This is a genomic window from Stenotrophomonas chelatiphaga, from assembly GCF_032054965.1.
GTDB lineage: Bacteria > Pseudomonadota > Gammaproteobacteria > Xanthomonadales > Xanthomonadaceae > Stenotrophomonas > Stenotrophomonas chelatiphaga.
Genome location: NZ_DAMBRS010000001.1, coordinates 102,038 through 117,383, shown reverse-complemented (window position 1 = coordinate 117,383; position 15,346 = coordinate 102,038). Strand labels below are relative to the sequence as shown.

Annotated in this window: 32 protein-coding genes; 13 read left to right on the top strand and 19 right to left on the bottom strand. The window is 64.8% G+C overall.

Annotation, left to right across the window (positions count from 1 at the left end):
* Positions 1–4 precede the first annotated feature (4 nt).
* The 18 genes from RTX79_RS00700 to RTX79_RS00615 form a co-directional block, all read right to left on the bottom strand.
* Complete coding sequence (locus tag RTX79_RS00700; protein WP_312681038.1) at positions 5–394, bottom strand: HNH endonuclease; 390 nt, start codon at positions 392–394, stop codon at positions 5–7.
* The gene (locus tag RTX79_RS00695; protein ID WP_312681036.1) at positions 394–606 is read right to left on the bottom strand and encodes a hypothetical protein; all 213 of its coding nucleotides are present in this window, start codon (positions 604–606) and stop codon (positions 394–396) included. The genes RTX79_RS00700 and RTX79_RS00695 overlap by 1 nt, the downstream gene beginning before the upstream one ends.
* Complete coding sequence (locus RTX79_RS00690) at positions 603–1,079, bottom strand: hypothetical protein (protein ID WP_312681034.1); 477 nt, start codon at positions 1,077–1,079, stop codon at positions 603–605. Before RTX79_RS00690 ends, RTX79_RS00695 begins: the two co-directional genes overlap by 4 nt.
* The gene (locus RTX79_RS00685) at positions 1,076–1,396 is read right to left on the bottom strand and encodes a hypothetical protein (RefSeq protein ID WP_312681032.1); all 321 of its coding nucleotides are present in this window, start codon (positions 1,394–1,396) and stop codon (positions 1,076–1,078) included. Before RTX79_RS00685 ends, RTX79_RS00690 begins: the two co-directional genes overlap by 4 nt.
* Positions 1,396–2,139: a glycoside hydrolase family 19 protein gene (locus RTX79_RS00680; protein WP_312681030.1), complete on the bottom strand. Its 744-nt coding sequence runs from the start codon at positions 2,137–2,139 to the stop codon at positions 1,396–1,398. The genes RTX79_RS00685 and RTX79_RS00680 overlap by 1 nt, the downstream gene beginning before the upstream one ends.
* 88 nt (positions 2,140–2,227) lie before the next feature.
* Positions 2,228–2,977, bottom strand: a complete 750-nt coding sequence (locus tag RTX79_RS00675; RefSeq protein ID WP_312681028.1) for a hypothetical protein — start codon at positions 2,975–2,977, stop codon at positions 2,228–2,230.
* 8 nt (positions 2,978–2,985) lie between these two features.
* Positions 2,986–3,414 carry a hypothetical protein gene (locus RTX79_RS00670; RefSeq protein WP_312681026.1) on the bottom strand — a complete coding sequence of 143 codons (429 nt, stop codon included), beginning with the start codon at positions 3,412–3,414 and terminating at the stop codon, positions 2,986–2,988.
* A complete protein-coding gene (locus RTX79_RS00665) occupies positions 3,404–3,820 on the bottom strand; it encodes a hypothetical protein (RefSeq protein ID WP_312681025.1) in 417 nt (138 codons plus the stop codon). The genes RTX79_RS00670 and RTX79_RS00665 overlap by 11 nt, the downstream gene beginning before the upstream one ends.
* Complete coding sequence (locus tag RTX79_RS00660; RefSeq protein WP_312681024.1) at positions 3,813–4,073, bottom strand: hypothetical protein; 261 nt, start codon at positions 4,071–4,073, stop codon at positions 3,813–3,815. The genes RTX79_RS00665 and RTX79_RS00660 overlap by 8 nt, the downstream gene beginning before the upstream one ends.
* On the bottom strand, positions 4,070–4,501 hold the full coding sequence (locus RTX79_RS00655; RefSeq protein ID WP_312681022.1) for an HD domain-containing protein: 432 nt from the start codon (positions 4,499–4,501) through the stop codon (positions 4,070–4,072). Before RTX79_RS00655 ends, RTX79_RS00660 begins: the two co-directional genes overlap by 4 nt.
* The gene (locus tag RTX79_RS00650) at positions 4,498–4,725 is read right to left on the bottom strand and encodes a hypothetical protein (protein WP_312681020.1); all 228 of its coding nucleotides are present in this window, start codon (positions 4,723–4,725) and stop codon (positions 4,498–4,500) included. The genes RTX79_RS00655 and RTX79_RS00650 overlap by 4 nt, the downstream gene beginning before the upstream one ends.
* A complete protein-coding gene (locus tag RTX79_RS00645; RefSeq protein WP_312681018.1) occupies positions 4,722–5,228 on the bottom strand; it encodes a hypothetical protein in 507 nt (168 codons plus the stop codon). Before RTX79_RS00645 ends, RTX79_RS00650 begins: the two co-directional genes overlap by 4 nt.
* A complete protein-coding gene (locus RTX79_RS00640) occupies positions 5,225–5,593 on the bottom strand; it encodes a Ref family recombination enhancement nuclease (protein WP_312681016.1) in 369 nt (122 codons plus the stop codon). The genes RTX79_RS00645 and RTX79_RS00640 overlap by 4 nt, the downstream gene beginning before the upstream one ends.
* Positions 5,593–5,829, bottom strand: a complete 237-nt coding sequence (locus RTX79_RS00635; protein ID WP_312681014.1) for a hypothetical protein — start codon at positions 5,827–5,829, stop codon at positions 5,593–5,595. Before RTX79_RS00635 ends, RTX79_RS00640 begins: the two co-directional genes overlap by 1 nt.
* Positions 5,826–6,500, bottom strand: coding sequence for a hypothetical protein (locus tag RTX79_RS00630; RefSeq protein ID WP_312681012.1), 675 nt, complete (start codon positions 6,498–6,500; stop codon positions 5,826–5,828). The genes RTX79_RS00635 and RTX79_RS00630 overlap by 4 nt, the downstream gene beginning before the upstream one ends.
* Positions 6,490–7,380, bottom strand: coding sequence for a helix-turn-helix domain-containing protein (locus RTX79_RS00625; RefSeq protein ID WP_312681010.1), 891 nt, complete (start codon positions 7,378–7,380; stop codon positions 6,490–6,492). Before RTX79_RS00625 ends, RTX79_RS00630 begins: the two co-directional genes overlap by 11 nt.
* A 3-nt stretch (positions 7,381–7,383) precedes the next feature.
* On the bottom strand, positions 7,384–7,698 hold the full coding sequence (locus RTX79_RS00620; RefSeq protein ID WP_312681008.1) for a winged helix-turn-helix domain-containing protein: 315 nt from the start codon (positions 7,696–7,698) through the stop codon (positions 7,384–7,386).
* Positions 7,695–8,138: a phage regulatory CII family protein gene (locus tag RTX79_RS00615; RefSeq protein ID WP_182655565.1), complete on the bottom strand. Its 444-nt coding sequence runs from the start codon at positions 8,136–8,138 to the stop codon at positions 7,695–7,697. Before RTX79_RS00615 ends, RTX79_RS00620 begins: the two co-directional genes overlap by 4 nt.
* Positions 8,139–8,280: 142 nt before the next feature.
* Here RTX79_RS00615 and RTX79_RS00610 point away from each other — a divergent pair, with 142 nt between their 5' ends.
* Positions 8,281–8,553, top strand: coding sequence for a hypothetical protein (locus RTX79_RS00610; RefSeq protein WP_312681005.1), 273 nt, complete (start codon positions 8,281–8,283; stop codon positions 8,551–8,553).
* Between the two features lie 47 nt (positions 8,554–8,600).
* Here the strand turns inward: RTX79_RS00610 and RTX79_RS00605 are convergent, their stop codons facing one another.
* Positions 8,601–9,101 carry a transcriptional regulator gene (locus RTX79_RS00605; protein WP_312681004.1) on the bottom strand — a complete coding sequence of 167 codons (501 nt, stop codon included), beginning with the start codon at positions 9,099–9,101 and terminating at the stop codon, positions 8,601–8,603.
* 82 nt (positions 9,102–9,183) lie between these two features.
* Between RTX79_RS00605 and RTX79_RS00600 the strand changes: the two genes are divergently transcribed.
* The 12 genes from RTX79_RS00600 to RTX79_RS00545 all read left to right on the top strand — a co-directional run bounded on the left by RTX79_RS00600 (position 9,184) and on the right by RTX79_RS00545 (position 15,211).
* Positions 9,184–9,846: a LexA family transcriptional regulator gene (locus RTX79_RS00600; protein ID WP_312681003.1), complete on the top strand. Its 663-nt coding sequence runs from the start codon at positions 9,184–9,186 to the stop codon at positions 9,844–9,846.
* A 193-nt stretch (positions 9,847–10,039) separates the two neighbouring features.
* Positions 10,040–10,771: a hypothetical protein gene (locus RTX79_RS00595; RefSeq protein ID WP_312681002.1), complete on the top strand. Its 732-nt coding sequence runs from the start codon at positions 10,040–10,042 to the stop codon at positions 10,769–10,771.
* 259 nt (positions 10,772–11,030) lie between these two features.
* Positions 11,031–11,261: a hypothetical protein gene (locus RTX79_RS00590; protein WP_312681000.1), complete on the top strand. Its 231-nt coding sequence runs from the start codon at positions 11,031–11,033 to the stop codon at positions 11,259–11,261.
* Positions 11,258–11,455 (top strand): hypothetical protein, encoded by a 198-nt coding sequence (locus tag RTX79_RS00585; RefSeq protein WP_312680999.1) that lies wholly within the window; start codon positions 11,258–11,260, stop codon positions 11,453–11,455. The genes RTX79_RS00590 and RTX79_RS00585 overlap by 4 nt, the downstream gene beginning before the upstream one ends.
* Positions 11,452–11,748: a hypothetical protein gene (locus RTX79_RS00580; RefSeq protein WP_312680997.1), complete on the top strand. Its 297-nt coding sequence runs from the start codon at positions 11,452–11,454 to the stop codon at positions 11,746–11,748. Before RTX79_RS00585 ends, RTX79_RS00580 begins: the two co-directional genes overlap by 4 nt.
* A complete protein-coding gene (locus RTX79_RS00575) occupies positions 11,745–11,903 on the top strand; it encodes a hypothetical protein (RefSeq protein WP_312680995.1) in 159 nt (52 codons plus the stop codon). The genes RTX79_RS00580 and RTX79_RS00575 overlap by 4 nt, the downstream gene beginning before the upstream one ends.
* Positions 11,890–12,240, top strand: a complete 351-nt coding sequence (locus RTX79_RS00570) for a hypothetical protein (protein WP_312680993.1) — start codon at positions 11,890–11,892, stop codon at positions 12,238–12,240. The genes RTX79_RS00575 and RTX79_RS00570 overlap by 14 nt, the downstream gene beginning before the upstream one ends.
* A complete protein-coding gene (locus RTX79_RS00565; protein ID WP_312680991.1) occupies positions 12,237–12,491 on the top strand; it encodes a hypothetical protein in 255 nt (84 codons plus the stop codon). Before RTX79_RS00570 ends, RTX79_RS00565 begins: the two co-directional genes overlap by 4 nt.
* Positions 12,492–12,565: 74 nt before the next feature.
* Positions 12,566–13,468: a recombination-associated protein RdgC gene (locus RTX79_RS00560; protein WP_312680989.1), complete on the top strand. Its 903-nt coding sequence runs from the start codon at positions 12,566–12,568 to the stop codon at positions 13,466–13,468.
* Between the two features lie 9 nt (positions 13,469–13,477).
* A complete protein-coding gene (locus RTX79_RS00555) occupies positions 13,478–14,554 on the top strand; it encodes a DUF4406 domain-containing protein (protein WP_312680987.1) in 1,077 nt (358 codons plus the stop codon).
* On the top strand, positions 14,551–14,832 hold the full coding sequence (locus tag RTX79_RS00550) for a hypothetical protein (protein ID WP_312680986.1): 282 nt from the start codon (positions 14,551–14,553) through the stop codon (positions 14,830–14,832). Before RTX79_RS00555 ends, RTX79_RS00550 begins: the two co-directional genes overlap by 4 nt.
* Positions 14,825–15,211, top strand: coding sequence for a hypothetical protein (locus RTX79_RS00545; protein ID WP_312680985.1), 387 nt, complete (start codon positions 14,825–14,827; stop codon positions 15,209–15,211). The genes RTX79_RS00550 and RTX79_RS00545 overlap by 8 nt, the downstream gene beginning before the upstream one ends.
* Positions 15,212–15,346: the final 135 nt, after the last annotated feature.

Genomic DNA, 15,346 nt, shown 5'->3' with positions numbered 1-15,346 from the left:
ACCCTCAGACTTTCGACCCTCCCCCCCGGGTCTGCGCGCCCGCGTCCACGTTCAGCTTCTCGCCGCGACGTGGATGAGAACGGTTCGCGCCTCGCGCGATCTCCGCCTTCGTCTTCACGTCGTGGCACGGTCGGCAGATGGCCTGCAGGTTGTCCTCCGCATCGGTGCCGCTCTCTGCGCGGGGAACGATGTGGTCTACCTCGTCCGCTGCGGTGTACCGGCCGGCAGCGAGACAGGTTTGGCAGATGTATTTGTCACGAGCCATGACTGTGTCGCGTTTGCGCCGCCAAGGGCGACCGCCGCGGCCCTTGCCGTAGTTCTCTTCATGACCTTGCGCCTCATGCACGGGCGCCAGCCGTGGCATCGGCTTGTGACGTGAGGGGAATCCAGGCATCAGCCGAGGCTCTGCGTCTGGTCACGGTCGCCGGCAGCGATGGCCTCGCCGTCCAGTGTCACGATGCGGTGCTGATCTTCCTGGTCGTCCTGCTCTTCGGCCAGTGCCGCGATGAGGGTGTCCAGCTTCTGCTCGATGCGGTCCAGCTGGGTCGGCCGCTCAGGCGGCCCACCAGACAGGATCATTCGGTCGCTGTTCCGGGTATCAGTCATGGGGTCGCCTCGGCTCGGTCTGCGGCGACGACGGCTTGGCAGGCGCGGAGCTGGTCGTCGGCGTCTCGGCCGATTCGAACAGCAGGGCCCGCAAGCGTGACTCCGAGGTCGGGGGCCGCATCACGTTGGCCGGCGCTGGCGGCAGCCTGGGACAGGCGGTCGGTGTGACAGGCGGCGAGGTCGTTGCGCAGGCGGAGAGCGCCAGAGCGCAGGTCAGCCACAACAGCATCAGCGACGGCCGGGGCCGCAGCACGTTCTTCTTCATGCGTTGCTCCAATGATGGCCATGCTGTCGGCCCTCTGTTGTTCTTCGGCGCGGGCGCCCTGCTCAGCGGTCAAGTTCTGCTTGACCACTGCCACCTCCTGCACGGCAACGGCTGCTTCAGCGCGGTCCCCACGCCAGGTCCAGCCGCCGGTGAAGCCAGCAGCAAAGATGGCGATAGCGATCACAACTGCGATCAGGATTCGGTTCATCCAGGTATCTCCGGTGGGATGACAGCACCAAGTCCGCGAAGGGACGCTTCCAGAGACAGCACGCGCAGCCGCAACTTGTGGGCGAGCTCCTGAGCCTCCATCCGCAGCTTCATCTCTTCGGCGAGCTGCTGACCCAGCTTCAGCTGACTTGCTTCAAGACCCTCAACGCGAGCCGTGAGGCCGGCGATAAGTGCAACGCTTCCCTCTGATTCGGCTCTGTCTTGCTTGCGACTCAGCACTGCACCGATGAACTCACGAGCAATCCAGAGCGCGGCCGCACCACCGGCGAGCCACCAAGGGGCTGTCGTCTCTTCCATCAGGGCACCACCTTGCGAGCGGTGCGGTCTACCGTGCCGCTCACTCTACTGAAATCAGCTGCCGTGGCCGCCTTTGCTCGCTCCGCCAGGATCGGCAGCGCACGCGCATACCGCGCCCGGCGGTCGGCGGCGCCGGTCTGTCCGTTGTTGATCCGCTGGGTGATCTCATCGAACCTGCCGGCGTCGGCCAGTTTGTTGAGGCTGTTCGCATCCCAGTACGCAGCAGCCGCCAGGGCGCCCCACTGCGGAACCTCAAGCAGCTCCGGGCTCGCTTCGAAGTCTGGAACCGCCTTGACGCCCTTGGCGCGCAGCGTGTCGCGCATGCCTGCGTGGTTCGCCTTGCCCGTGTTCTGTATCGGCCCACGGCCTCTGTGCTTCCAGCCATCGCCGCTCGACTCCGGCCCGTTGCCCATCCGGTTGGCGTAGGCGTTGTTGGCGATCGCCTGTGGCTTCCGCTCCAGCGCGCGCGCGAGCTGGTTCGGCACGCGGGGACGCGCATTCGGATTCACCGAGTACCGGTTCGGCCAAGTGTCGGCCAGGCCTTGCGCTCCGTAGTTGAGGTTCTCCTCCAGCTTCTTCAGACCGGCCGATTCGTGGCCCACCTGGGCGACGAACGCCGCCAGCCGTTTCGGCGTGCTGATTGCATACAGGGCGCACGCATCAGAGAGTGGCTTGGCCCACAGCTGCGCGGTAGCGGCACTGCAGCCGACCGCCTGCTGGATTGTCGAGGCGGTAAGGAGCATATGGATTCCGGAAATGAAAAAGCCCCCGGAGCTATCCGGAGGCTTCTATGTCACAGTGACCGAAATACTACTCCTATTTGTCTGACCGTCAACCGTTTTTTGCGGAATCGAGCGGAACCAGTACGACCGGTGGTAACTGGCCGTCGAACATGATCCCGTCTCCGGTGGCGAGCCTCTCTTTGGCCGCAAGAAGCTCTTCCCTATCCGACTCGAAGAGCAACATTCGATACTTCTCTTCGGTGATGACCTTGCCATCCTTGCCCCACAAGAAAAGGCTAAGTTCGTACTCACCCTGCTGCCAGACAAAGTTCCTCTCGAACCTTGCTTTCAGCGGCAAGGCAACCGCAGGATCAGCGTATACGAGCGCCGTGTTGCCGGCCGGACGCACAGACAACTGACTCTGGATATTGGTAATCAAGGCCGATTTTTCGCGCCGATACGCGCGCTCGTCTTCTCGGGATAGGCTCGCGAAGAAGTTCAGCGTATGCGTCCAAGCATCCTCTGGGGCAACGAAAAAAGGGTGGAAAACCACGGGATTGGTGGAGCCTAGGGTCTCAAAGTAACCTTGGGCATCGACCTCCATAAGGGGCAGCCTATCGCGGCGAACCGCAAGGCTGACCCGATCCACTCGAACTTTAGTCGTCCCTATGTTCTCAACTCGCAGAAAGAGTTGGATCATCGGCCCGTTTGCAGATGCCCTAAGCGCCGCCTGATTCCTTACCATGAGCGACAGACCTGGTTTTTTAAACCAAAGTCTTACCGGAGGAAGCTGCGAAAGAATGATCGCGGCGCAGGCAAGCAAAGCCGACCATGCTTCTGGCGACAGTCCCAAATCCATTTCTACCCCTATGCGGCGCGTGCCAGCCCCGTCAGGAACCCCCTGACTTCAGCGAATCCTACCTCATGTTCTGCGTAATACTTGGGGCGACTGAGCACCTTCTTGGAGCAGTTAGCCAAGAGCAGATTCGCTGTCTCCCATCGTTCAACCCCCTTCCGGCCTTGCCCGCAATAGAACGCGCGCAGAACGCAGGCACGCTGCACGTTGTAGCGGCTAATCTCGAAGATGATCGTTTCTATACGCTGAGCGCGCTGATCCAACTCCAGCGGCTTGTACCCCTGCGCCCTGCCCGGCATGTCGCCCTTGTGCTCGATCAGCACCTGCAGCACGTTCTTCGAATGGTGGCCTAGGTAGTCAAGGTCCCGGTGCAGCGCGAACTCCCTGCCCCAGTGCTCCAGCTCCGCCCGCACGTATGCCCCGAACGTATCAACCTGCATTGTCCTGCTCCCCTTGCTGCTGGGCTGCTGCTGGCAGCTCGCCCGTGATCCGGATCACCACTTGCCCGCCCGGCCGGCGCTCGTCCTTCACGTCCGGGTGGCTCTTGAACCGCTTGTCGTCGATGCCCAGCGTCTGGGCGATCCCATCCCGGTACGCCTTGCACCGGCCAATCATGTTGTCGTCGTCCGGCAGCTTCTTCCCCGGCGCCTGGTAGCAGTCGATCCACAGGTGCAGCCGGCCCTCGGGCAGCTGCAGGCCTTTCCAGCCGGCCTCGTGGGCCAGCACCACCGCTGTCTGTCGCGCCAGCTTCGTGGCTGCAGCCTTGACCCGGTAATGAACTCGGGCGTTCGGCGACAGGTCCTTGCTCGGCCAGGGCAGCACCAGCTCGAGTGCGCGCTCAGTCATTGGCAGCTCCCGGCCGGGCGGCCAGCAGCGCCTTGTATCGATGGGCCCAGCCGCCCTCGCTGCACATCCATGCCGCGTACATCTCCTGCGTCGCCTGCATCGGCAGCAGCACGAAGCCATCGGGCGGCATGCGGGCGGCATGCCACGCGAGAACTACGCGCGCGGCCCTTACCTCTTCCCGCGACAACTCTGCCTCATCACATGCGAACGCTTCGGCCAGCAGCTCCCGCGCATTCTTATCCATCTCGCTCATGCGCCCACTCCCAGTGCAGCGCGCGCCTTGGCGTACTTGATGCGGAGCCTTTCGGCCGTAGCCGGATCCAGCAGCGCCAGGCGAGCCTCATCGCTGTTGTCGGCGATGTCGGCCAGCTTCACCTTCAGCGCCAGCGAGTTTCGGCGGATGTTCCAGTAGTAGGACGCGTCACCGAAGCGCGTTCGGGTCAGGTCCAGAACTGCCTCCGCGATGATCGGCGGGAACTTCACCACCAGGTGGGCATACGCGGGGCAGTCCTCCAGCACGTCGTGCAGCCATGCCACGGCCTCGGCCTCGTCATCGCCCTCCACAGCCAGTGCCACCCGGGCCACGTGCTCGATGTACGGTCGGCCCGCTTTGTCGACTTGGCCAGCGTGGGCGGCATGGGCTACGCGCCACGCCTCGTTGACGATCGGGCAGATGCTCATGCTCCCGGCTCCAAAGGCTCCAAGCTATCGATCCATTCGATAGCCTCGGCGGCGTTGTCGAAGTATTGGATCGCTTCCTCGGCAAACAGCTCATCCACCTCTGGACCGAACTGCACCTCCCAGCCAGGAACCATCTCTCCGGGCGTTGCTGTCCAGCCGTAGTGCGCTGACTCAACAGTCAGCCCCTTGCGCTTCGCCGCCGCGATGATCTTCCGCTTGCTCATGCTGCCTGCTCCATCTGCTCCCAGTGGGTCGTCAGGCGCTGCACCTTGCCGCCGCGCGCCCGGAACTGCTCCACTGTTTCGGCAACCGGCCGAGCCGTGGGCGCCGTCATCGGCGGTTTGGGCACCATCGCAGCGCGCGAGTCCACCCGGGCCGTGCGATTGCTTTTCTTCGGCGCCAGGGTGCGCGCAGCCTTCCGCTCTTCGTAGCGGCGCCGCTCACGCTCGCGGCGGTTGGCGGCCGCCGCGTCCTTTCCTACGTGCTGCTTCGTCATTGGCTGCCCGGTCGTCCGGAACGTAGCCCCTGCCCGCTCGCCCTGCTTAGCCAGATATCCGCACCCGACCAGGTAGCGCAGCGTCTGGAGAATGCGCGCGCGCAGGTCCATCTGGAGCACGCCGTCGGCGCCTAGCGCCTGATACAGCTCCGTATGGGTGAAGGCATAGCCCGGGCGAGCGAGAAATGCCTGCCGCACCTTTTCCGCCACTGATTGGATCTGGTCGCTCATGCTGCGCTCCTGAGTTCGTTGATATAGGTCTGCTGGGCGATCAGGTCGTCGTCCGAGCCGTAGGTCTCGTGGAAGGTCCGCGAGCCGTCCAGCAGGCTCGGGCCGTAGGTCGCGCGCATCCGGGCGAAGCTCTTGCCTTCCATGGGCACGCGCATGTGGTGCCATTTGCACAGGGCGAAGCCGAAGGCATGGCCGCGGCGGATGTTCCCGCTCTTGGCGTGGTTGTAGTCGCAGCCGTAGACCACCTGCCACGCTGCCAGCAGGTGCTGGGTCGTCAGTGCCAGGCACGCCATGCACGGGCCGACCTTGGCCAACTCGATGCGGGCGGCCTCTTCCTTCGTCGCTGGCGGAGCTTTCGACCACATCAGCGCGCGCTCCCTTGGGCTGGCACAACGCGCGTGGGAACGCCGTCCGGAATGGGGCCGGCGTAACCAGTGATGGGCACCTGACGCACGCCATCGCGCCAAACGGTCTGCCCGCGCGATGCGTACAGCACCAGCGGCTTCACCCCGTACCCGTAGCCGAGATACCAACCGGCCGCCGACACCGGCTCGCTCACCGGGCGGATCTCCATCTCGAATCGCGTCGGGGTCCTGCTCATGCCGCAACCTTGGCGCTCGGCGCGCCCAGCAGTTCCGCCAACTCGGCCAGCCGTGCGCGCGTGCGGGCGCTGGCTTCCGGCGATGCCTCGACGCGGCCGGCCAGCAGCGCGACCGGATTGAAGGCCGGCGTGGCCGGTGGCAGCGCTAGGTGTTCGGCAACCTGATCGTGCGCCAGCTGGCCGGCGGCGACCGCACGCTGCAGCACCGCGTCCCGGCCCGAGGCGTCGAATCCGATCGATGCGTGGTGCACGGCCAGCTGGCCAGCAGCGCGCGCATCCTTGGTCAGGCGGGCGTAGACCTCGAGGAAAGCCTGGCGGGCCGCGATCTTGTCGCCGGCCTCGATCAGCGGCAGCGCCGCGGTCCAGCTATCACGCGTCTGCTCGGTCCAGACCACCGTTGCCGACTCGTCCGCCGCGCGGATCGCGATGGACCACGCTTCGTTCGGTGCAGGGTGGCCGTCGTCGATGCGCTCAAGGATCGCGGCCAGCGACAGCCGGCCCTTCAGCTCCCGGCGGCACGCTGCCAGTGCCTTCTCCAGCGCCGACAGCGGATAGCCGGCCAGGTCGGTGACGATGAAAGCCGCGGCAGTCGGGCGCATCTGGTCGCCGATGACCTCGGCCGTGGCCACCAGCAGCTCCACCAGCCTGTCCTGTTCGTGATCAGCCAGCATTGCGTACCCTCCCCTGCGCCAGGATGGCCTTGGCCTCTTCCGCCGCGCTCAGGTTCGACTGCGTCTGGTCCGCCTGCTGGGCGCTGGTGGCGGTCATCTGCCGGCCGGTCGCCCACTGTGTGCGGTAGGCCTCACAGCGCGCGAGCAGCAGGCCGAGGTCGTGCATGCCCTGAACCACCATCCGCTCGTTGACCCGCAGGAACCAACCAGCCACCTGCGGAGCCTCCACCACGCCTAGGCGCTTCACCAGCTGCTTCACGTTGGCGTTGACCTTGGCGTTGCGCACCGGCATTGCGCCGTGGCGTTCGCGGTAGGCCATGGCGTAGGCCGTCCAGGCTGCCCGGCACGCCGCCTGCAGCTCGGTCTCCGATTCGACCACCGGCGGCGCGTCCGGCAGGACCGCCGGAAATGACGGTTCATCTGATGGTTCAATGATGGTTATATGACGGTTAGGCGGCACGGGGCGCACCTCCAGACCTGCGCCCCGTGCCGGACCCCCTGCAGCGGGCGCATCCCCTACTGCATCGGGCGCACCCCCTGCATCTGATGCACCCCCTGCGCCCGGTGCAGTACCCGGCTTCGCAGCCTTCCGCTTTGCCTTGGTGCCCACCGCCGACGCATCGAACTTGGCCGGCGTCACCGAATACACGTTGCTGCTGTTGAATCGACGCTCACGGCTCAGCAGGCCCACAGCCTCCAGATGGTCCATCGCCGTGCGCACCGCGCGCTCGGACATGCAGCAGCGCTTGGCGATGGTGCCGATGGCCGGCCAGCAGACGCCGTCGTCGTTCGCCTGATCGGCCAGCGAGATGAGTACTGCTTTCTGGGTGACGCTCAGCTGCTGGAGCGGCCAGCACTGGGACATGATGATCGTGGACATTGCTTAGACCGCCAGGGTGAAGTTGTCGCCCTGGGCCACTGGCCACCAGGTGCAGACGGTGATGTTGCTGATCGGACACACGGTCTTGGCGCCACGGAATGCGCGGCCCTCCTTCGCGAGATCCGGCAGGCGCCTGGCAACCATGTGCCGGTCCATGCCGGTGACGCGGGCCAGCTGCATGCTGGTCATGCCCGGGTAGCGCTGCACGGCTGCGGCGGTGAGGTCCTTCTGCGCCGCATGGGCACCGCTCCGGACGATCCGGTCCGCAGCCTCGTGGCTCCCGCTGGAATCGTTGTTGCGGGCAAGCTGGGCGCTCATGGCACATCCCTCGCTGCGGCCGCTGCCGCGTGATTGGAAAGTTCCGCGAACACCGCCTGCAGCCGCGCGCAGTGCTGTGCGATCGCGTTCGCCTCGTTCGGGGTAATGCGCTGGTCCTTCGTCGCCTCGGCGATGATGTCCGCCAGGTCGCCCTTCAGGCCGCTGGCCGCCAGCAGCGCGCCGATCAGGCTGCCGGTAGCCGGCGCCTCGGTGCGGGCCAGCGTGTAGCCGTGCTGCGACGCCAGGGCGTGCAGGATGCTGTCGTCACCGGTCACCCCCATCACCTCGCTGGCTTCCGCCAGGGTCAGGTGGTGCGTGGTGTTGTTCGGGTTGACCTTGTTCCGCAGCACCGCAGCGGACATGCCGATGCGCGGGGCCAGCGATTCGCTACCGCCCGGATAGGCGTGGACGGTCTTGTGGGCGGCATCTGCGATGTTCATTGGGTGGTCTCGTGAACGTGGATTCGGGCACTACTGCGGCGCAACATGTGCGTCATGGACATCAACAACTCATGGACGACTGGCGCCGCCCTCCTTGCGCTACGCTGCAGGCACCACACGAACAGCCCGCAAGGAGGGCGACATGGACGAGAAGACAAAGAAAGCGGTTCTGGATCTAACCAAAATCCTCGAAACCTCCAACAACTTGATGCGTACCCAGACGCGGCGCATCGCTGCTCTCGAGGTGATGACAATCGGATTGATGAAAACGCTCAGGGACAGGCCGGATGCGACCCTTCTGATGGAACAGACGCTCGCAGAGGTGGCTACTCATCCTCTTTCCTCTTCGGAAGAGGCGCGCGCGGAAATACTGGGGTACGCCCGGTCGATGCTCGAAGGGGCATACGACTACTGACGTTCGGCAAGAGATGTGGGTTCCACGTGTCGCGCAGTGCGCACATCTCAGGCCACCTCCAAGGTGACAATGCGGTCGGCGTCCGGGTCCTGCGGGCGACGTTGCTGGGCCGGCTGTTCCTCATGGCCCAGCAGCTTCACTACCTGCGGCAGCGCGGGGATGATGTCCGTCTCGCCCCACCCTTCCACCTGCTCCAGCGGCAGGCCCAGCACCTTCGCCAGGTGCGCGTCCGTCTTGAAGCCGAACTTCTGGCGCAGCGCGCGCTTGTTCATGCGGCTATCCACCAGCTGGCGGATTTGAGCGACGGGCGTGGCTTGCGGAGCGGACTCAGCATCGCCGTTCGCGGCTGGCGGACAGCCGAAGACATCGGGGCGCAGGACGTGCCGGGACACACCGGTGGCGGCCTCTATAGAAAGCACATGCCTCGGCGGAACCGGCCTGTTGCCGCTGACCCACTGGTTTACCGCCTGCGGGGTAACACCCAAAAGGCGTGCAATTCCGGCCTGGCCGGCCCCCAACTTCTCGATCGCGGCAGAGATAGCGTTCATATGGCTAGCTTAAGCATCACTTTAGTATTCAGTCAAGCGATGCTTTCTTACAATCATCCCGCGTGCATTCGACAATCAAGCGATGCTTGACAACCACGCCATGGCGGCCGCAATCAGATCGGCCATCGAAGACTCAAAACTGACCCAGAAGGGAATCGCAGATGCCTTCGGCGTGACCGAACAGGCCGTGTCCGGCTGGCTGCGGACCGGCAAGGTAGATAAGCGAAAGCTGCCGAAGTTGGCCAGCCTCACTGGGAAGCCCTTGTCTCACTTCGGGATGGGTGAGGCGATAGGCGTCGTCTCTTCCCCTGCGACTTCTGCCAGCTATGTTCGCGTCCAACAGCTTGACGGAGACGTAGACATGGGGGATGGAAGGATCAACGACGACTATCCAGATATCGTGCGGGGTATGGACTTCGCTCCGACCTACATCAGATCAGTTGTTGGATTCGTCCCTGCCCCAGGGCGCCTGGTGCTGGTCACTGGCCGCGGTGACTCAATGATCCCTGTGATTCAGCCAGGTGAGTCGCTGATGGTCGACACCGGGATCAACTCGTTTGATGGCGATGGCATCTACTTACTCAATACGGGGAACGGGCAACAGGTGAAGGCCTTGCAGGACCGCGGCGATGCAGTCTACGTAGTGAGCGCGAATGCGTCGCTGTACCCAGCCTTCCCCATGCCGGTGAACACGGTCATCGGGGGCAAGGTGTACCTGCGTAACAGGATCGACCGATTCAACTAACGGACTAGAGCAATAGGGGGATGAAGTGGCTTTGATATCGTGCGTAGAATGCGGCCGCCAAGTTAGCGACCAAGCAGCGGCGTGTCCCAATTGCGGCCATCCGGTGCGCGCTGCCGCCCCGCCGCCAATTCAGGCGACTTACCAACCTCCGCCGCCGCCGGCACCTAAGAAAAAAGGGTCGTCGGGTTGCGCAGTGATCATCCTGCTGGTCGTGATTTTTGTCATCGTCGCCTCTTGCCTCCCGTCCCGCGATAAAGCTGACACAGCTGCCAGCTCCCCGGCGCGGGCTTCTGAACCGATCACGCGCGAGGCTCCAGAGGTGCAGCGCGCGCGGCTGCTGGCCGAGGCCAAGAGCGAGACTGGAACGCATCAAAGCAGGCTATCAGCTGCTGAAAAGCTCCTGAGCTCCTTTGCGGTATCCGATGAGGCCAAGCAGGCTGAGCCGATTGCAAAAGAGATGCGCGAGGCGATTCGCAAAGCCAGCTTGGGCAAGCAGTGGCAGTACTGGGATCAGGACGATGGGATGACCAGCCGCATGTCCCGTGGCGCCACAGTGACGAGCAGCAATACGCACGAGTTTGATTTCCCCTACGCCGGCGCGCAGCGAGCAAAGCTCGTACTGCGCAGGCACCCGAGGCACGGCAACGATGTAATGCTGGAGATCGAAAGAGGCCAGCTGCAGTGCACCAGTTACTCGGGTTGCGACGTGCTCGTTCGCTTCGGCGAAGGTCAGCCACGGCGTTACAAAGCGATGGGACCGGCCGACAATTCTAGCGAAACCCTTTTCATCGAAGGCTATGCCGATTTCGTGAGGCGCATGCAGGCAGTGGAGACTGTCCGCATCCAGGCCAACGTTTACCAACAGGGCGCCCCGCTCTGGGAATTCGACGTCAGCGGGTTCTCACCCGAGCGCCTCACCAAGTAATCCGCGCAAGCCATAGCCCCGCTCTCGCGGGGCTTTTTTTACTCGATCACTAAAGCGCTGCTTGACATTGACCTAAAGCGTCGCTTTACTACACCTGTCGCCGAAGACGCCCCATCCCGGGGCCGGGCGCAGGAGACCCAACCATGCCGACGCATGAGCGCCCCATCCGGGCAATGGCCACCGCAATGCGCTGCATCAGCGCCTTTGCTGCCGGTTTCACCGCTGCTTTCGTCAGCAGCTTCGACAAGGGCCGCTGACCATGGCCGCCCTCGCCCTCGCCTCCCAAGGCCCCATCACCGCCGAGGCCCGGCCCCGCGCTGGCGTGGTCTGCATCCAGCTGCCCAGCGACGGATACCTCCACGCCAATCCCGAGGAAGCTGCCCGGCTCGCCCAGGACATCGAGCGCGCGCTCGTCGAGCTGCGCATGGCCGACACCACGGCCCAGCAGTACGCCAATGCCCTCACCTTCACCAAGGCGGAGGCCGCATGAGCGGCCAGGTCTTTGACTTCCGACAGTTCCAGACCGTGCGGGACAACGTTCGCGAGGCCGGACTGAACCCTGCTCCGTTGTTCGCTCAGCTCCGTTCGGCACAGCGCGCGGGTAACCGTGGCAACGCCGTAGTCGCCGCCGCTCAGAAGCTGAGCCGCCAGTTCCGTGACGACCTGTCGCCGGGTGCCGCATGAGCCTGCGCCACTCGATGGGCCTCGGTGCCCGACCGTTCGTCGCGTCCATGGATCTCCCGCCAAAGAATCTCCAGGCGCGGCGCACCATTAAGCACGACTGGGCAGGCTACGGAACGCTTCGAGCCGTGATGGAGTTCACGAAGTGGGCCCACGAGCAGGAGCGGTTCCCAACCGTCGATGCCGTGCAGACCAGGTTCAACGTCTGCCGCGCGACCGCTTTTCGCTGGACGCGGGCGTTGGCAGAAACCTACGGCATCCCGCCGGAGACACGGCACCAGGCTGGTGGCGAATGACCGATCTCGACTTCATCGCCGCCATGCAGACCAGCTTGCCGCCCCTGCCCGCCCCGAACGCCATGGCGCCCGCAGTGATCCTCAAGGGCAACGCCGATATCGCCATCCACCATCCGGACGCCGTCGGCGCAGGAGCTCCCATTGAACACGATTGATATCAGCGTCCCGACCGAGCAAGGCCCTTGGGATATCCAGGCGCTCAAGGTGAGCGAGAACTTCTGCATCCACGGTGCTATTGGCGGGGACCACGAGGTAGTTGTCACCCACGTGCGGACCGGACGGGTGGCCGTGACCGCCAATACGGTCGCCGCAGCAGCCGAGGCCGCTTGGGCGCTGGAGCGCCTGCCGATCGACTGGTCGTTCGATGACTGGACCGTCAGTTCCCGCCTTGCTGCCTCGCACGGCGATGTTTTGAAGCAGATCGGCAAGGCTTGCGCATTTTCCGATCTTGAAGGCCTGCGACAGATCGGGAGCGCGGGGGTGCGCCAGTGAGCCACCTTACCGTGCCCGCCTACTGCGCCTTCGCCGCCGGCTTCTGCCTGGCATTGCTCGCCCGCGCTATCCAGACCGCCGCCCACACCTTCACTGCCGTTTTTCTGATCGCCGCCTTGTACTTCGCCTGGCGCGCGGTGGTGGAGACCCGCAAGAACTGGCCGGCCTTCAAGGCGGAGATGCGCCGCCGCAACGACGACCGCCGTCGCGACGCGCAGCAGAAGCGCTACCCCTACACCGATACCCACTGAATCCGCCCGCTCGGCCATGCCGAGTCCCGCGCCGGCCGGGTTCCACGCGCCGGCAATCCCTTTCAGGAGCAGCCATGTTCTTCCGTAACCTCGTCATGTTCCGCTTCCCCATCGGCCTCGACTTCTCCCAGGTCGGCGAGCTGCTGCCGGCGGCCACCCTGAAGCCGGTCGGACCGCTGGAAATGTCCTCCCGCGGTTTCATCTCGCCGTTCGGCCGCGAAGAGACCGAGCAGCTGCATTTCGCCATCGACAACTGGTTGTGGCTGACCGTCGGCGCCCAGGACAAGATCCTGCCGACATCCGCCGTCGCCGATGCCTTCGAGCAGAAGCTGGCCGAGATCGAGCGCAACGAAGGGCGCCGCCCCGGTGGGCGCGAGCGCAAGCGCATGAAGGACGACCTGATCCACGAGCTGCTGCCGAAGGCTCTCGTGAAGTCGTCCCGCTGCGATGTGTTCCTCGACCTGGCACGCGGCGTCGCCTTTGTGGACACCAGCAGCCGCAAGCAGGGCGAGTACCTGATGTCGGACATCCGTGGCCTGCTGGGAAGCTTCCCGGCTATGCCGCTCAATGCCGAAGTCGCGCCGCGGTCGGTGCTCACCGGGTGGATCGCAGGTGAGACGCTGCCCGCTGGCCTCTTCCTTGGCGAGCAGTGCCAGCTGGAAGACCCCGTCACCGGAGGCGCGATCGCCAAGCTAGACCGACAGGAGCTCGTCAGCGACGAGATCCGCAACCACCTCGATGCCGGCAAGCAGGTGACCCGACTCGGCCTCGTGGTCGAGGACAACGTCTCGCTGGTGCTGGGCGATGACCTGGTCGTGCGCAAGCTGCGCTTCCTCGATGGCGCCCTGGACAAGTTGGAGGACTGCGACGACGGCCGCCGCGCCGAGCTGGATGCCCGCTTCGCACTGCAGGCCGGCGAGCTGGGCGCGCTGTTCGACCGTTTGGCCGATGCATTCCGCATCAGCGCCGCGAACTGAGGCCCGGCTATGGACCAGAAAACCAAAATCCTGTCTCCGACCGCCGACGATCTGCGCCAGCTGATCATCTGCGACACCGATTTCAGCGAGGTGGGCCAGACCGACCTCAATCCCGAGACCATGCAGCGCCTGGAGCAGCTGGGCTGGCTCGCAGAAGGTGACGAGAACGGTGAGTACGCCTTGACCGCTTCCGGAAAGCTGGCCGTACGGCGGGCGCTGGGCGATGTCGTGGCCTTCGTGCAGTTCAAGGCTGACCGGGTCGGCCGCACCTATATCGCGGGGCCGATGACCGGACATGCCGATTTCAACTATCCCGCCTTCAACTTTGCGGCAGCGCTGCTGCGCTCCGCCGGCATCGCGGCAATCAACCCGGCCGACCACGGCGTCGTGCCAGGCGCCACGTGGGAAGACTACCTGCGCAGCGATATCGCGCAGCTGGCCACCTGCGAATCGATCTACTTCCTGCCGGGCTGGTCGCAGTCCCGTGGCGCGCTGCTGGAGCACCACATCGCCACCTCCCTTGGCATGCGGCTGTTGTTCGCTGAGGGCGCCGAGCCCGAGGCCGTGCGGCTGCGGGATGAGCTGCGGGATCGGGCTGATGCCCCCGACGTGCGCACCAGCGAGGGAGGCCGGCGCTTCATTGCCGAATTCTTCGCCCGTGAGCTACGCCGCAACGACTTCGGTCGCTACATCACCACGACGCTTGCGGCGGATTTCGCATGCGCCCTGGCTCAGTACCTCGCCGCCCGCCAGCCGGTGGGGGAGCCGGTCACTGTTGAGGCTGTAGCAACCGTTCGACGCGGCGGCGATGGCGAGCGATACATCGACTGGCTGACGGAGGGCGGGATTGCCGATCTGGAAGTGGGCGACGTGCTGATGGTGTCCGACCGGGCAATCACCGATGAAGACGGATCGGGCGAGGTCTACGCCGCCCCGCCCGCGCAGGCCGTTGACCTGGAGCAGTTCCGTTATCTCGCTCAATGGGTGAAGGACGGGTGCAATTTCCTTCAATGCGATCCGGCGAAGATCGACAGCTCGGCCAGCGAATTGCTGCGGGCCATCAACGCTACGGAGAGTGCAAAGTGAGCCGCGCGGATGATTTCAACCGGATTACGAAGGGGGTTCCGGTTCGCGTTCTGGCTCGGGCCTTTAACGTGCTTACACCGGGCCTTGATTGGCGAGGCAGCGGCAGGCCAGCAATTCGAGATTTCTACACCGGCGCAGACTCCCTGAGTAAAGAGGGGGTCAATATCACGGCTTCCAATCTGGAGGCCAGTATTGCCGCAGAGCAAGCCACGAGCGTAACTGAGCGAAACCGCCTGCTGGCCCTGATCGACATCGGCAAGGCGGTGCCCAATGGCTGACGCCACCGCTTCGGCTTCTCTACCCGCCGAGCAGCTGGATATTCTCCGGCACGCCCTCGGCATCGGCCACGGCGGATGGGAGCCGAGTCACCGCAACCACTTTGCGGCCGGCCATGGCAGCGCCGACCACAAGCTCTGTGTGGACCTGGTAGAGCGCGGCCTGATGTCGAGACATCAGGGGAATGCACTCTCGGGCGGCGATGACGTCTTCTGCGCTACCGGTGCCGGCCGAAAGGCCGCCGTGGCGCTGCCGCCGAAGCAGACCCCAGGCCAGCGCCGCTATGCCGCGTTTCTCCGCGAGGACAGCGACGTCTCTTTCGGAGACTGGCTGCGCCGCGAATCGCGGGCACGCTCTCTCGGACTGCCGCGCTATGGCTGATCCGGTCCGCAACGTCACCAGCGCGCGCCCTCACGGCGCCCGCTTCTTCCTCGCCACCCTGCAGTGCGGCCATCAGGTCATGTGCCCGGCCATCCGCATCCGCGGCTCACGCTTCTCCGTGCGCGCTCCGTCCAC

Excerpts from the sequence above, each read along its gene's own strand:
- RTX79_RS00670 (WP_312681026.1), bottom strand. The coding sequence starts at position 3,414 with ATGCAGGTTGATACGTTCGGGGCATACGTGCGGGCGGAGCTGGAGCAC.
- RTX79_RS00655 (WP_312681022.1), bottom strand. The coding sequence starts at position 4,501 with ATGAGCATCTGCCCGATCGTCAACGAGGCGTGGCGCGTAGCCCATGCC.
- RTX79_RS00675 (WP_312681028.1), bottom strand. The coding sequence starts at position 2,977 with ATGGATTTGGGACTGTCGCCAGAAGCATGGTCGGCTTTGCTTGCCTGC.
- RTX79_RS00680 (WP_312681030.1), bottom strand. The coding sequence starts at position 2,139 with ATGCTCCTTACCGCCTCGACAATCCAGCAGGCGGTCGGCTGCAGTGCC.
- RTX79_RS00645 (WP_312681018.1), bottom strand. The coding sequence starts at position 5,228 with ATGAGCGACCAGATCCAATCAGTGGCGGAAAAGGTGCGGCAGGCATTT.
- RTX79_RS00545 (WP_312680985.1), top strand. The coding sequence starts at position 14,825 with ATGGCTGACGCCACCGCTTCGGCTTCTCTACCCGCCGAGCAGCTGGAT.
- RTX79_RS00620 (WP_312681008.1), bottom strand. The coding sequence starts at position 7,698 with ATGAGCGCCCAGCTTGCCCGCAACAACGATTCCAGCGGGAGCCACGAG.
- RTX79_RS00690 (WP_312681034.1), bottom strand. The coding sequence starts at position 1,079 with ATGAACCGAATCCTGATCGCAGTTGTGATCGCTATCGCCATCTTTGCT.
- RTX79_RS00650 (WP_312681020.1), bottom strand. The coding sequence starts at position 4,725 with ATGAGCAAGCGGAAGATCATCGCGGCGGCGAAGCGCAAGGGGCTGACT.
- RTX79_RS00610 (WP_312681005.1), top strand. The coding sequence starts at position 8,281 with ATGGACGAGAAGACAAAGAAAGCGGTTCTGGATCTAACCAAAATCCTC.
- RTX79_RS00700 (WP_312681038.1), bottom strand. The coding sequence starts at position 394 with ATGCCTGGATTCCCCTCACGTCACAAGCCGATGCCACGGCTGGCGCCC.
- RTX79_RS00685 (WP_312681032.1), bottom strand. The coding sequence starts at position 1,396 with ATGGAAGAGACGACAGCCCCTTGGTGGCTCGCCGGTGGTGCGGCCGCG.
- RTX79_RS00555 (WP_312680987.1), top strand. The coding sequence starts at position 13,478 with ATGGACCAGAAAACCAAAATCCTGTCTCCGACCGCCGACGATCTGCGC.
- RTX79_RS00635 (WP_312681014.1), bottom strand. The coding sequence starts at position 5,829 with ATGAGCAGGACCCCGACGCGATTCGAGATGGAGATCCGCCCGGTGAGC.
- RTX79_RS00630 (WP_312681012.1), bottom strand. The coding sequence starts at position 6,500 with ATGCTGGCTGATCACGAACAGGACAGGCTGGTGGAGCTGCTGGTGGCC.
- RTX79_RS00600 (WP_312681003.1), top strand. The coding sequence starts at position 9,184 with ATGCTTGACAACCACGCCATGGCGGCCGCAATCAGATCGGCCATCGAA.
- RTX79_RS00560 (WP_312680989.1), top strand. The coding sequence starts at position 12,566 with ATGTTCTTCCGTAACCTCGTCATGTTCCGCTTCCCCATCGGCCTCGAC.
- RTX79_RS00665 (WP_312681025.1), bottom strand. The coding sequence starts at position 3,820 with ATGACTGAGCGCGCACTCGAGCTGGTGCTGCCCTGGCCGAGCAAGGAC.
- RTX79_RS00615 (WP_182655565.1), bottom strand. The coding sequence starts at position 8,138 with ATGAACATCGCAGATGCCGCCCACAAGACCGTCCACGCCTATCCGGGC.
- RTX79_RS00640 (WP_312681016.1), bottom strand. The coding sequence starts at position 5,593 with ATGTGGTCGAAAGCTCCGCCAGCGACGAAGGAAGAGGCCGCCCGCATC.
- RTX79_RS00585 (WP_312680999.1), top strand. The coding sequence starts at position 11,258 with ATGAGCGGCCAGGTCTTTGACTTCCGACAGTTCCAGACCGTGCGGGAC.
- RTX79_RS00580 (WP_312680997.1), top strand. The coding sequence starts at position 11,452 with ATGAGCCTGCGCCACTCGATGGGCCTCGGTGCCCGACCGTTCGTCGCG.
- RTX79_RS00590 (WP_312681000.1), top strand. The coding sequence starts at position 11,031 with ATGGCCGCCCTCGCCCTCGCCTCCCAAGGCCCCATCACCGCCGAGGCC.
- RTX79_RS00660 (WP_312681024.1), bottom strand. The coding sequence starts at position 4,073 with ATGAGCGAGATGGATAAGAATGCGCGGGAGCTGCTGGCCGAAGCGTTC.
- RTX79_RS00605 (WP_312681004.1), bottom strand. The coding sequence starts at position 9,101 with ATGAACGCTATCTCTGCCGCGATCGAGAAGTTGGGGGCCGGCCAGGCC.
- RTX79_RS00575 (WP_312680995.1), top strand. The coding sequence starts at position 11,745 with ATGACCGATCTCGACTTCATCGCCGCCATGCAGACCAGCTTGCCGCCC.
- RTX79_RS00695 (WP_312681036.1), bottom strand. The coding sequence starts at position 606 with ATGACTGATACCCGGAACAGCGACCGAATGATCCTGTCTGGTGGGCCG.
- RTX79_RS00625 (WP_312681010.1), bottom strand. The coding sequence starts at position 7,380 with ATGTCCACGATCATCATGTCCCAGTGCTGGCCGCTCCAGCAGCTGAGC.